Origin of the sequence: Faecalicoccus sp. LCP19S3_E2 (assembly GCF_052121255.1) — a bacterium.
Taxonomy (GTDB): Bacteria; Bacillota_I; Bacilli_A; order Erysipelotrichales; family Erysipelotrichaceae; genus Faecalicoccus.
In genome coordinates, this window is record NZ_JBQKEP010000002.1 from 62,187 (window position 1) to 75,516 (window position 13,330).

Annotated in this window: 14 protein-coding genes and 1 pseudogene; 11 read left to right on the forward strand and 4 right to left on the reverse strand. The window is 38.3% G+C overall.

Annotated features, from left to right (window positions below; genetic code table 11):
- Position 1 precedes the first annotated feature (1 nt).
- The gene (locus tag ACTQX6_RS02040) at positions 2–1,012 is read right to left on the reverse strand and encodes an isocitrate/isopropylmalate dehydrogenase family protein (protein WP_294688885.1); all 1,011 of its coding nucleotides are present in this window, start codon (positions 1,010–1,012) and stop codon (positions 2–4) included.
- Positions 1,013–2,284 carry a citrate synthase gene (locus ACTQX6_RS02045; RefSeq protein WP_294688884.1) on the reverse strand — a complete coding sequence of 424 codons (1,272 nt, stop codon included), beginning with the start codon at positions 2,282–2,284 and terminating at the stop codon, positions 1,013–1,015. It abuts the gene before it with no gap.
- 94 nt (positions 2,285–2,378) lie between these two features.
- Between ACTQX6_RS02045 and ACTQX6_RS02050 the strand changes: the two genes are divergently transcribed.
- From ACTQX6_RS02050 to ACTQX6_RS02060, 3 genes are all read left to right on the forward strand, one after another.
- Positions 2,379–4,304, forward strand: a complete 1,926-nt coding sequence (locus tag ACTQX6_RS02050; RefSeq protein ID WP_294688883.1) for an aconitate hydratase — start codon at positions 2,379–2,381, stop codon at positions 4,302–4,304.
- A 108-nt stretch (positions 4,305–4,412) separates the two neighbouring features.
- On the forward strand, positions 4,413–5,552 hold the full coding sequence (nagA, locus tag ACTQX6_RS02055; RefSeq protein WP_022790646.1) for an N-acetylglucosamine-6-phosphate deacetylase: 1,140 nt from the start codon (positions 4,413–4,415) through the stop codon (positions 5,550–5,552).
- 128 nt (positions 5,553–5,680) lie between these two features.
- Positions 5,681–6,349, forward strand: a complete 669-nt coding sequence (locus ACTQX6_RS02060; RefSeq protein WP_294688882.1) for a transaldolase family protein — start codon at positions 5,681–5,683, stop codon at positions 6,347–6,349.
- 75 nt (positions 6,350–6,424) lie between these two features.
- Here ACTQX6_RS02060 and ACTQX6_RS02065 read toward each other — a convergent pair whose 3' ends face one another.
- The gene (locus tag ACTQX6_RS02065) at positions 6,425–6,832 is read right to left on the reverse strand and encodes a DUF2871 family protein (RefSeq protein WP_117446379.1); all 408 of its coding nucleotides are present in this window, start codon (positions 6,830–6,832) and stop codon (positions 6,425–6,427) included.
- Entirely contained in the window at positions 6,829–7,245 is a 417-nt protein-coding gene (locus ACTQX6_RS02070; protein ID WP_294688881.1) for a hypothetical protein, read from the reverse strand. The genes ACTQX6_RS02065 and ACTQX6_RS02070 overlap by 4 nt, the downstream gene beginning before the upstream one ends.
- Positions 7,246–7,457: 212 nt before the next feature.
- Here ACTQX6_RS02070 and ACTQX6_RS02075 point away from each other — a divergent pair, with 212 nt between their 5' ends.
- From ACTQX6_RS02075 to ACTQX6_RS02110, 8 genes and pseudogenes are all read left to right on the forward strand, one after another.
- Entirely contained in the window at positions 7,458–8,813 is a 1,356-nt protein-coding gene (locus ACTQX6_RS02075; RefSeq protein ID WP_441657298.1) for an MATE family efflux transporter, read from the forward strand.
- Between the two features lie 8 nt (positions 8,814–8,821).
- Positions 8,822–9,682: a DMT family transporter gene (locus tag ACTQX6_RS02080; protein WP_320863339.1), complete on the forward strand. Its 861-nt coding sequence runs from the start codon at positions 8,822–8,824 to the stop codon at positions 9,680–9,682.
- Position 9,683: 1 nt separating this feature from the next.
- Entirely contained in the window at positions 9,684–10,223 is a 540-nt protein-coding gene (locus ACTQX6_RS02085; protein ID WP_294688877.1) for a hypothetical protein, read from the forward strand.
- A 180-nt stretch (positions 10,224–10,403) separates the two neighbouring features.
- Positions 10,404–10,873: pseudogene (locus ACTQX6_RS02090) on the forward strand (helix-turn-helix domain-containing protein); the annotation flags it as partial.
- A gap of 227 nt (positions 10,874–11,100) precedes the next feature.
- Positions 11,101–11,406 (forward strand): ArsR/SmtB family transcription factor, encoded by a 306-nt coding sequence (locus ACTQX6_RS02095; protein WP_167697730.1) that lies wholly within the window; start codon positions 11,101–11,103, stop codon positions 11,404–11,406.
- A gap of 53 nt (positions 11,407–11,459) precedes the next feature.
- Positions 11,460–12,497 carry a permease gene (locus ACTQX6_RS02100; RefSeq protein WP_167697729.1) on the forward strand — a complete coding sequence of 346 codons (1,038 nt, stop codon included), beginning with the start codon at positions 11,460–11,462 and terminating at the stop codon, positions 12,495–12,497.
- Between the two features lie 16 nt (positions 12,498–12,513).
- Positions 12,514–12,846: a thioredoxin family protein gene (locus tag ACTQX6_RS02105; protein WP_294686987.1), complete on the forward strand. Its 333-nt coding sequence runs from the start codon at positions 12,514–12,516 to the stop codon at positions 12,844–12,846.
- Between the two features lie 29 nt (positions 12,847–12,875).
- Positions 12,876–13,280, forward strand: a complete 405-nt coding sequence (locus tag ACTQX6_RS02110; protein WP_093989385.1) for an arsenate reductase ArsC — start codon at positions 12,876–12,878, stop codon at positions 13,278–13,280.
- The last annotated feature ends 50 nt before the right edge of the window (positions 13,281–13,330 follow it).

Here is a 13,330-nt window from a genome sequence, read left to right on the forward strand (position 1 = left end):
TTTAGCCTTCATCTTTTTTTAAGTGATCTATGATTGATTGTACAAACCGTTTTGTGCTGGCATTCCCGCCTAAATCGGGTGTCAGACAAGTTTTATCGGCAAATACTTTATCTACGGCTTTTCGGATCGCAATAGCCGTTTTTTGTTGGCCGAGGTCTTCTAACATCATACAGCTGCTTAAAAGTAAGGCTGTAGGATTGGCGATGCCTTTGCCGGCAATATCAGGAGCGCTGCCGTGAACGGCTTCATACATGGCATGCGTATCTCCTTTATTACAGCTTGGTAAAAGGCCTAAGCCACCAATCAAGCCACTGGTTAAATCACTGATGATATCACCATACAGATTTGGCATGACCATCACATCGAATTGCTGCGGATGCATGACTAACTGCATACATGTGTTATCAACAATCAAAGCATTGGCTTCAATTTGTGGATAGTCCTTGGCAATTTCTTCAAAAATAGAAAGGAACAGACCATCTGTCTTTTTTAAAATATTGGCTTTATGCACACAGGTTACTTTTTTACGGTTATGTGTAATGGCATATTCAAAGGCAGATTTGATGATTCGCTTGCTTGCCTTTTTTGTGATGATTTTAAAGGCAATGACCGTATTATCATCGATGACCTCTTCCTTTCCCACATAAAGATCTTCGGTGTTTTCACGGAATGTGACGATATCGATATCTTTAAACAAGGTATCCAGACATGGGTTGGACTTGGCAGGGCGAATATTAGCCCATAGATCATATTTGTTTCGAAGAGTCACGTTTAAAGAACGAAATCCTTTGCCAATCGGTGTAGTGATCGGTGATTTCAACAATACCTTCGTTTTATCAAAAGAATCAAGACCTTTTTGAGGAATGAATTCACCGGTTTTTTGATATACGGCTTCTCCTACATCAAAGATCTCGTAATTAAATTGGGCGCCGGCGGCATCCAATATCTCTAAGACAGCATCGGTGATTTCCGGTCCGATTCCGTCACCTCTAAAAACAGTAATTGTCTGCATCTAATCTTCCTTTCTTTTTCCGACATAGACATTTGCCGGACGAATCAATTTTCGATTGTTTTGTCGATTTTCCAGGTGGTGGGCCACCCAGCCGGCCGTTCTGGCCATACCAAATAAAGGAGTGTATAAGGCTTTATCAATTCCTAACATGGAATAGGCAAAACCGGAATAAAAGTCGACATTGGCACACGTTTCAATATGTTTTTGTTTACGCATTTGATAAAGAGCGGCTTTTTCAAAGGCACATAAGCAGTTGTATTTTTCTAACTCTCCTTTTTCCTGTGCCAATTCTTTACAAGCTTTTTTGATGACCTGGCAACGAGGATCACTCTTGGTATAGATCGCATGTCCGATGCCGTAGATTAAACCGGCATTGTCAAAAAAATCATGGTCTAGAAGTCTTTTGGCGATCTTACGAAGAACCTTTTGATTGGTCGTCGTGCCAATTTCATCAAAGATAGCATCAAACATGGCACTGGTTTTTATGTTAGCTCCACCATGACGTGGGCCTTTTAAAGATCCTAAGGCGGCGCTGATACAGGAGTAGATATCGGTACCGGTACTGGACATGACCACATTGGTAAAAGTAGAGTTGTTTCCACCACCGTGATCGGCATGTAACATAAAGAGAATGTCTAAAAGAGAAGCTTCCTTTTGTGTGTAATGTGTATTTTGTCGGATGATACAAAGTACATTTTCCGCTATGCCTTTATCGGGTAAAGGATAGTGCGTGATCCTTTTCTTTTTATAATGGCTCAACATCAATAAAGGCATACTGGCAAGGATATACATTCCTTTTAACATTCTTTCTTCCAATGTATCGGAATCTGGATCTACATCTTCCCCATAGAGCTTTAGAACTTCAATTTGAATGGCATTGAGCAGATTGGATGTCTGATAGTGAATATCGACATTGTGTGCATCGGCCATTTTAATCAGTTCTTTATGAAAGTCCAAAAGCTGTCGATGGGTAGGCAGTTTTCCAAATATCAGCAGGAAGGCGCTAAGTTCAAATCCGAACGGTGTATCTTTTCGAATAGCAACCAGATCATCGATATCATAGCCTCGATAGATCAGGCGACCATCGATATGGATCTTGTTTCCGTTGCTGTATTCGTAACCGACAACATCACTGATCTTGGTTAGTCCGACTTTGACACCGGTTCCGTTTTCATTACGAAGACCGGACTTGACTCGATACTTGGCATAAAGAGAAGAATCAATATGGTTGTCGTCTTCATATTCTTTATACAGTGCTTGTAAATTGATCATATACAATTCCTTTCATTTATTTTCATGTATTATAGCATATTCTTTCATTTATTTTCATAATTTGTTATAATAATCACTAAATGAGGAGAATGTTATGGAAAATCTAACACAAAAGCTATTAAAAACGCATTTGGTTTCTGGGAAGATGGTCAAAGGAGAGCCGATTTCCATCAAGATCGATCAGACTTTGACACAGGATGCGACCGGAACGATGGCTTATATGCAGTTTGAGGCCATGGGTGTCAAGCAGGTCAAGACAGAGCTTTCGGTCAGTTATGTTGACCACAATACCCTGCAAAGTGGTTATATGAATGCCGATGATCATGCCTATCTGCAATCGGCAGCCAGTAAATATGGCATTTATTTTTCCAAGGCAGGAAATGGAATTTGTCACCAGGTTCATTTAGAGCGTTTTGCCAAACCGGGCAAAACACTGATCGGAAGTGATTCACATACACCGACCAGTTCCGCTATTGGCTGTCTGGCGATTGGAGCCGGTGGTCTGGATGTTGCCAAAGCAATGGCAGGCATTCCTTATCGATTAACGATGCCTGAAATCGTCGAGGTTCGTCTGCATGGGCGTTTGAATCATGGTGTTTCCAGTAAAGATATTATTTTGGAGCTGCTACGCAAGTTAAGTGTAAAAGGTGGTGTCGGACGTATCTTTGAATATACCGGGGATGCCCTGGAGCATTTAAGTGTCTATCAAAGAGCTACGATTACCAATATGGGCGCAGAATTAGGAGCCACGACTTCTATTTTTCCAAGCGATGAGATCACACGCGAATTCTTAAAGCGTCAGGGAAGGGAAAAAGATTATGTCGAACTCAAGGCGGATCCGGGAGCTACCTATGATGAAGTGGTGGAAATCCATTTAGATACTTTGGTTCCCTTGGCAGCCTGTCCGAATTCTCCGGATGCGATCAAAACGATTCAGGAGTTAGAAGGAACGAAAGTTGATCAGGTAGCCATCGGTTCTTGTACAAACTCTGGTTATGAGGATATGATGAAAGCTGCTGCCATTTTAAAAGGGAAAACCATTGCCCCTAATGTTTCGTTAGTCGTATCACCTGGTTCTCGTCAGGTTTTATTGAAGCTGATCGAAAGTGGTGCTTTGGCCACATTTATTCATGCCGGCGCACGTATTCTGGAGAGTGCCTGCGGGCCTTGTATCGGTATGGGACAAAGTCCAAAAAGCGATGGAATCTCGCTACGTACTTTCAATCGTAACTTTTACGGTCGATCCGGTACGTTATCGGCCGGTATTTATTTAGTATCCCCGGAAGTGGCGGCTGCCAGCGCCATCCAGGGTGTCATCAGTGATCCTTCCAAGCTGGAATATGAGGATCAGTTTGAAAAAGAACCGGTCATTATCGATGATTCTTTGATCTATGCACCAAGCAAGGATCTGGAGTCGGTTGAAATCGTACGCGGGCCGAATATCAAACCGATCCCGGTCAATACACCGATGCCGGATCAACTTGAAAAGAAAGTTGTCATCAAACTGGGAAACAATATCACGACTGATCATATTGCACCGGCAGGTGCCAAGGTATTACCATATCGTTCGAATATTGAAAAGCTTTCCACTTTTGTCTTTGAAAACAACAAAGAACACTTTGATCAAGTCTGCAAAGAAAATCATGGCGGTATTATCGTTGCCAAAGAAAATTATGGGCAGGGATCCAGTCGGGAACACGCCGCTTTAGCACCGATGTATTTAGGTATCAAAGCGGTGATTTGTTGTTCATTTGCCCGTATTCATAAGGCGAATCTGATCAATTTTGGAATTCTTCCACTCACATTTGAAGATCCAGAAGATTATGAATCGATCGAAGATATGGATGATTTGATCCTGGATCACATTCATGATTTATATCAGGATCGAACTCTTGAGGTTTATGATGTGACACAGGATAAACGCTTTAAAGTACATTGTGATTGTACCAATGAGGACTTAGATATGATCATGGCCGGTGGAGCGTTGAACTATATTCGAAATCAACAGGGGACTTTCTAGAAAAGTCTCTTTTTTGTGCAAAAAGTTTCTTAAAAAGTATAAGGCGTTACAGAGGAAAATCAGGGGGTTACAAGGTATAATAAGCATATAGAAAAGAGGGATTGTTCTATGATCATACAAAGTAAAAGAGTCTGGGTATTGAATAACTGGATCGATGCACAGATCGAAGTAGAGGATGGAAAAATCGCGAATATCTATCCTTATGAAACCAAACCAGTCGATAAAGATTACGGAGACAAACGAATTGTACCGGGATTTATTGATGTACATACACATGGTGCCTATGGTTTTGATACCAACGATGCTGAAGAAGAAGGCTTGCGAAACTGGATGAAAAACATCGTCAAAGAAGGTGTGACCGGTATCTTGCCGACAACGATCACACAGAGCGAAGAAGTCTTGACAAAGGCTGTCAAAAATGTTGCCAAGGTCGTTAAAGAAGGCTATGAAGGTGCAGAAATTTTAGGTATCCACTTTGAAGGACCGTATTTGGATCAGGTCTATAAGGGAGCACAGCCGGAACAATATTGTGTAAAACCGGATGTGGAACAGTTCAAACGGTATTATGAAGCCAGTGATCATTTGATCAAGATCATCACTATGGCTTGTGAACACGATGAAAACTATGTATTGACTAAATTCTGTGTGGATCATGACATTGTTGTTAGTCAGGGCCATTCAGGAGCCACTTACAAACAGGCTCGTATGGCCATCGCTCATGGTGCCAAAAGTATGACGCATGTATATAACGGTATGACCAAGTTCCATCATCGTGATCCAGGACTGGTAGGAGCTGCCTTTAGATTCCGTGATGTATATGGTGAAATTATCTGTGATGGCAATCATTCCACCTATGATGCGTTAAATGATTTCTTTACAGCGAAAGGAGCCAATTATTCCGTTATGATCACCGATTCACTGATGGTCAAAGGTTTACCAGCCGGAACAAAAACATTGTTTGGTGGTAATGAAATTGAATTGTATGAAGATGGAAGTGCGCACTTGACATCGACAAAAGGATTGGCCGGTTCTACCTTGAACGTAAACAAAGGATTGGGTATCCTTGTGGAAAAGGCATTGGTTCCATGGCAAACCGCCATTAATTCTTGTACGATCAACCCGGCTCGCATGTTAGGTGTGGATGATCGTAAAGGAAGCATTCAGGCTGGAAAAGATGCCGACTTAGTTGTTTTAAATGATGATTACAGTGTAGAAATGACATACACTAAAGGAAAAGAAGCTTTCTAAACAAATAGAGTGATCAAAAGACAGATTTTAAAAAAGTCTGTCTTTTTTATAAACAATAAAAAACAATAAAAAATTATAGACAATCAATAAAAATATTGGTATATTAAATATGCTTGAGGAGGCTTATTATGGAACTAATTATTGATTCGGCAGATGTGGCACAAATTAAAGCGCTAAAAGAACTATGCACAATAGCAGGAGTAACGACAAATCCTACTATTTTGACAAAATCAGGAAGAGAAGCAACGGAAGTCATTCAAGATTTGATCGGTATTTTGGATGAAGATCAGAAATTGTTTATCCAGGTCGTAAAGACGGATTATGAAGGTATCATGGAAGAAGCCAAGAAAATTTCCCAGCTTCGTCCTAAGAATATGTATGTAAAGATTCCGGTTACACATGATGGTTTAAAAGCTATCAAGGAATGTAAAAAGTTAGGTATTCACACTTTGGCAACAGCCATTTATACGGCAGAGCAGGCTTTCATTGCGGCTGCCAACGGTGCGGATTATCTGGCACCTTATGTCAATCGTATGTGTAACTATGGTGATGGTGTAGAAACGACAAAAGATTTAATCGAGATGTTGCGCATTCATAATATGCCGGCAAAGGTTGTTGCGGCAAGCTTTAAAAATACGTATCAGGTTCATGAATTGATCAAAGCGGGAATTCCGGCTGTAACTGTACCATGTGATGTATTGTTCAATATGATCAATCATCCGGCTACAACGATTGCCGTAGGTGAATTTACAATGAACTGGCAGAAAGCCTATAATCGCAAAGAATTATTTAAATAAGATAACGTTTGGGAGTCATTTTGATATATCCCCAGTCAAGTAGACATGGGATATACCATTTTGACTCCCTTTTTTTTATGAATTTTGTTTGGAGGCTTTTAAAAGCGAAAGAAGTACAAGAATCATCGAAATACCTAAACCTGTATGGCTGATACCACTTCCAATCACTAAAAGCATCGGTATGGAAGAACCACTGACTTGTAGAATGCCTTTGATAAGCAACATAAGAGCCATAAAGAGCAAAAAGACATTATAGACAAGAAAACTGGTCGTATAGAGTTTGTTTTGTTTCAAATCCAGTTTGTCACGATATAAGCCAATCAGTAATACAAAGATCATGCCTAGTGCAAATAAGTGAACGTGAACCGTAGATAAAGTTGTGTATTGTGTAAAATGAAAGAACTTCGTAAATTCTCGATAGAAGATACCGGCAGCCATAGCCAATACTGCATAGAGAATTGATAATGTAATGTACTTTTTCATAAAAACCTCCTATTTAGTTGTGTGTAAAAATGATGGATAAACTGTAAACCGGCCAGGCATAATGCCAAACCTAATCCGGTATAAAAAACCGCAATGAATTCAAAGGAGACAAGGTGAAAAACACGAAGGATGATCCCCATGCTCATCATAAAGGCCATCATGATAAAAGATGGTCGATCAAAGAAGAAATAAAAGGGTTGTTTAGATGTATATCCTTGAATTCTAAGTGAATGTTTCTGTACGATTTTGGAAAACATCCACAAAAAGAAAACAAAAACAAGGCTCGATCCCAGAAGATGAAGAATGTTCAGATTGTCTGCATAGCTTTGGATTCCGATCCAAGTCACATTTCCACCGGCAATACACCATACGATACCTGCTAAAAGAAGCAGTGTTTTTGGTAAGACTTTCATGTGCTTTTCTCCTTTTAAAAATTCTTATAGATTATAGAAAGAATAGAATAGAACGTCAATGTATTTGCCTCCTATACATCTATTTTATTTTATGGTATAGTAGGCAGGAACATGGTACCCCATACCATGAATCCACTTTGTATAAAACATTGGAAACTATCGAAGTGACAAGGACCCCGGGGGTCCTTTTTTAAGTGCTTGGAGGGATTTTAATGGAAAATAAAATGGGAACTATGCCGATGCCAAAGCTGATGATCACGATGTCCTTGCCAATTATGATCTCTATGCTGGTGCAGGCTTTATACAACATCGTTGACAGTATGTTTGTGGCTCGTTTATCGCAGGATGCCTTAGCAGCCGTATCCTTGTGTTATCCGGTTCAGGCGATCATGATTGCGATTGCCTGTGGAACCGGTGTTGGATTTAATACCTTATTATCAAGATGTCTGGGTGAAAGAAATACAGATAAAGCCAATCAGGTTGTTTTACATGGTTTGATGATTGCCCTTGTCAACTGGCTTCTATTTGTTGTGCTGGGATTTTTATTGGCTCGTCCGTTTTTAATGTTGTTTTCCGGACAGGAAAATGTGATCGACATGGGTGTTGTATATTTGCAGATTTGTACTACGCTTTCTTTTGGTATTTTTATTCAGATTACGTATGAGCGCATTCTACAGGCCAGCGGTCAACCTGTATATAATATGATCATGCAGGGAATTGGTGCTATAGTGAATATCGTTCTTGATCCAATCTTTATCTTCGGCTATTTCGGTATTCCGACCATGGGTGTTGCCGGTGCCGCTCTTGCGACAGTCTTGGGACAGATCATTGCGATGCTGTTAGGGATTTGGATCGTTCAAAAAAAGACGCGATCCATCCAAATTCATATCCGATCCTTTTCTCTGGATTTTTCTATATTAAAACAAATTTATAAAATTGGATTTCCAGCCATTCTGATGCAGTCTATCATGAGCTTTATGACCGTCTTTATGAATCAGATCTTAGTTTCTTTTTCCTTATTGGCCGTCAATGTATTCAGTATTTACTACAAGCTTCAGCAGTTTATCTTTATGGCGGTTTTAGGAATGACCAATGCGCTGGTACCGATTTTAGCGTACAACTATGGTGCCAGATCATATACACGAATTCAACAGGCCATCCGTGTTTCTTTGGGATTAAGCATTGTGATCATGGCTGTGGGAACATTGATTTTTCAGATGTTTCCATCGCAGCTTTTATTACTTTTTGATGCCAATGTGTCGATGATGGAAATGGGGATACCGGCCTTACGCATCATATCGTTTAGTTTTGTGTTTGCGGGGATCTCCATGGTGCTTGGCTCCGTGTTTCAGGCTTTGGGCCATCCGAATACTTCCTTGTGGATCACTTTACTAAGACAACTTGTTGTTCTGGTTCCTCTTACCTATGTTTTCGCATCTATATTTGGCTTGAATATCTGTTGGCTTTCCTTTGTGATTACAGAGATATTGTGTGCCTTTTTAAGTCTGGTTGCACTACGTTATGTAGATCAAAAAACGATTCAACCTTTAAAGACTTTTGAGGTATAATAGGAACGATGAAAAAGGGAATGATATTATCGATTATCAGCGCTATCTGTTTTGGATTGGTGCCTTTATTTACGAAGATCGTCCTCTCTATGAATTACGATGTGATTGCCATTGGCTTCTTCCGGTTCTTAGGCTTGGGGATTTTTTCGGCATGTATGATCAAGATTAAAAAAGTTCCATTAAAACTTGATGTTTCTATACTGCCATCGATTGCGTTGGACAGCTTTTTTCAAGTTCTAACACTGATTTTATTAAGCACGTCATATCTATTTATTCCGACCGGGAATGCGACCTCTCTGCATTTTATGTATCCGATCTTTGTATTTTTGATTCTATACTTTTACTATAAGAATCATTTTTCAAAGATTCAGTGGATTGCCTTGATTCTATCCATTTTAGGCATTTTGTTCTTTATTGATTTTGGCAATATGAACAATGGAATCGGAATGTTGATCGCCATTGTTTCCGGTTTGACTTATGCCATCTATATGGTGATTCTGGATAAGCAGGGCCTGGCAGCTTTAAATCCTTTTATGTTGGCTTTTTATGCCTGTATTATGGAAGTGATCGTTTTAGGCATAATCGGAATTGTGCTAGGAAGCTTTTCTGTCACTGTGAACGGATTAGCTATCGTTTCTTTGATTGCGTTAAGTGCTTTATCGATTGGGGGCACTTTATTGTTGCAGGTAGGTACACGCTTGATTGGTTCTGGCATGGCTTCTTTGTTTTGTCTGTTTGAACCATTGACATCACTATTCTGCGGCTGGTTTCTTTTAAAGGATCCGATTTTGGCAACGAATATTTTAGGATGTATTTTGATTTTTGCCGGCATATTTTTGATCATGAAACCAAAGAAGAGGAGAAGATAACATGGATCGACGTACACTGTATGAACAAAGCAAGGAGCCTTATCGCTTTTCTAAAAACAAACTTTTATTTCTTTCGGTTCGAGGAAGTCTTTTTGTTTGCCTTTTGATGATCTTTGTGTTTGGTGTCATTCTGTATGTTTTTCAAAAGGATCGCTGGCAGACCACGATCTTTCTTCCTGCCGGCATCGTGTGCTTGACTTTTGTTTTAAGTGTAGTTTTTCCCTGGATTCGTTCAGTTCGTTTTTTAAGACAGCAGGAAAGAATAAGCCAGAGAAAATTTGATGAACGAAAGGACATGAATAAACCGGAGAATCAAAGAGAATGGCTGCTTTGTTTCTTTAAGCCCGGGATACTGATCTTTAACCGCAATGCCATCGATTCCTTAATTGGCTTTACTACATCAAAAGTTTCCATGACTCATGATGGAAGTACCAGAATTCATCTGGAATATATAGATAGAAATCAGAAAAAACAAGTCATAGATTTTCGACACTCTAAAGAGAATCAGGCAAAATTTGAAGCATGGTTTTATAAAAGATAATCATAGAAATAGTGATCGTTGGGGATTTTCGAAATCACTATTTTTTTAAGACATTAAACTTTACATTTGTATTACTATGCATCATAAAATGTGGATAAATGTAAAATAGAGCAAGAATAGAACAAATAGTCAGGCATTTTATAGAGTTATTAGGAAGATAAAAAAAAGGATTTAAATTACGTTACGCCCAATGAATTGTTGTCGGGGAAATGGAAATATGTCAATCAGTCCGAAAAAGAAGTCTGTCAGTTTTTAAGAACAGAAGAACGTCTAAATGCAGAATTAAAACATGGACATTATGACAACTTCTTTGACAGCGAGGAAGAATGGCTGGAATATGAATTAGAAAAGTTACGGGAATATATTACCGACTACATCAATGGAACAAACATTGAAGCGTCCGACCTTTACCCAATCAAAGAATTTATCCAGCATTTGAAGTTTCAAAAACTGTTAGACCGCTATGATGATTTATACAGCATGGATATGTTTATTTATACAGCATGGATATGTTTGGGGAAAGCATAGAGGGACATAAATATAGGACACCTTATCAAGTGGTAAAAATGATAAACCCTAATTCAAAAGAAGATATGGAATTATTACGGGAAGTATTAAGGAATAACCATTTTGATGATGAGGACGAATAATCTTTTTCCTCTTGCATGGAAGATACAGCAAACAAAAAGCCCAGTAAAGAGTGCAAAGCACCACCAATGGTGGCAAGCTCTTGACAGGGCTTTTCCTTTTCTGTAGTGGGTAATCAAGAGGAAGAAAGAATAATACATCAAAATATTTTGATGTAACATGTTGATAAATCATGTTGTAAGCCTTATGATAAATATATCAAAATTATTTGATGTGAGGAGTGATAATAATGAATGATTTTTCTAAAGACGCAAAAATTTTTAAGGCTCTTTGTGATACAAAAAGGCTTACTATTTTAGACTACTTAAAGAGTGGGGAAAAATGTGCGTGTGTTCTGATTGAAAACATGAACATAGGACAATCAGCTTTATCTTATCACATGAAAATACTTTGCGACTCTGGTATTGTTAATGCAAGACAAGAGGGAAAATGGACGCATTATAGTTTAAGTAAAAAAGGAAGTGAATATGCGTCAAAACGATTGTTAGAATTAACAACACCAAATACTGAAAATCAATCACATTGTTGCAAATAAAGGTCATCGAAAGGTGGCTTTTATAAAACTTTATCACATCAAAAAAAATTGATATGTCATGTAAAGGAGGGACTTTATTGGAAGTAGTAAATTCAATATGGCTATTTTTTCAAGACCAAATATTAGGTATGAAATGGTTGAATGGCTTAATTGGTAATGGGCTATCATTGCTAGGGCTAGACATTAACAGTCGTTTAGGTGGAAGTATTCAATTCTTTTTATACGATGTAATCAAAATCACAATCTTGTTATGTTTACTGATTTTCTTTATATCGTATATTCAAAGTTATTTTCCACCCGAACGAAGTAAAAAAATTTTAGGGCGATTTCATGGTATCGGTGCAAATATCATATCCGCATTGTTAGGAACAGTTACACCATTTTGCTCGTGTTCTTCTATCCCGTTGTTTATAGGTTTTACAAGTGCAGGATTACCGTTAGGAGTAACTTTTTCCTTTTTGATTTCTTCGCCTATGGTTGACTTAGGAAGTCTTGTATTGCTAATGAGTATTTTCGGGGCTAAAGTTGCTTTTGCTTATGTGATTGTAGGCTTGATAATCGCTGTAATTGGCGGTACTTTAATTGAAAAAATGCACATGGAAAAATATGTGGAAGATTTCGTGAAAAATGCAAGTAATGTCGATATTAGTTCTCCTACTTTAACCAAAAAGGATAGAGTTCAATATGCAAAAGAACAAGTTGTAGGAACATTCAAGAAAGTATTTCCATACATTTTGATTGGTGTGGGTATCGGAGCATTTATCCATAACTGGATACCTGAAACATGGATTGAAAGTATCTTGGGCAGTAATAACCCGTTTGGTGTTATTTTAGCCACTCTTGTCGGAGTTCCTATGTATGCTGATATTTTTGGAACAATTCCAGTAGCAGAAGCATTACTTTCAAAGGGTGCACAATTAGGTACAATTTTATCATTTATGATGGCTGTAACAACATTGAGTTTGCCGTCTTTAATCATGCTGAAAAAGGCAGTAAAGCCTAAACTATTGACCCTTTTTATTGCCATTTGTACGTTTGGCATTATTATTGTAGGTTATCTCTTTAATATTTTTAGTACATTATTTATTTAAAAGGAGCGAATAAGAAATGAAATTATTTGGAAAGAAAAAAGAAACAAAATCATGTTGTTGTGGTGGAAATTGCACATCAGAAACAATGCAAAATGCAGAAAAAAAGAAAGAAGAGCAAGGCATTAAAATATTAGGTTCGGGCTGTGCAAAATGTATGGAATTGGAAAAAGCAACTAGAACAGCAATATCAGACCTTCAATTAGATTATGAGATTGAACACATTACAGATTTTGCAGAAATCGCTAGTTATGGAGTAATGTCTACACCTGCATTGGTGTTTAATGGCGAAGTAATATCCTATGGAAAAGTATTGACCGTAGACGAAGTAAAAGCATTATTGAGCAAATAATAAAACAAAGAAAGGTTGGTAATTCATTTATGAAAAAACCTAAAGTAGCCTTTGTCTGTGTTCATAATTCTTGTCGCAGTCAAATTGCGGAGGCATTGGGCAAGTATCTTTCTTCAAATGTTTTTGATAGTTATTCCGCAGGCACGGAAACAAAGCCACAAATCAATCAAGATGCAGTTCGTCTAATGAAAGAAATGTATCAGATAGATATGGAGAAAACACAATATTCTAAATTGTTATCTGAAATACCACAGGTAGATATTGTGATTACAATGGGGTGCAATGTGAATTGTCCTACAATACCATGCAAATATAGAGAGGATTGGGGGTTGAATGACCCTACAGGGAAAAATGATGATGAATTTTCAAAGACAATCCATTCAATCCATGCAAAAATACTTGAATTGACAGAAAAAATAAAAATAATGCGTTGATTTCAAGGAGAAACTAAATGAAAATTTGAATACCCACATTCCACAGGTAA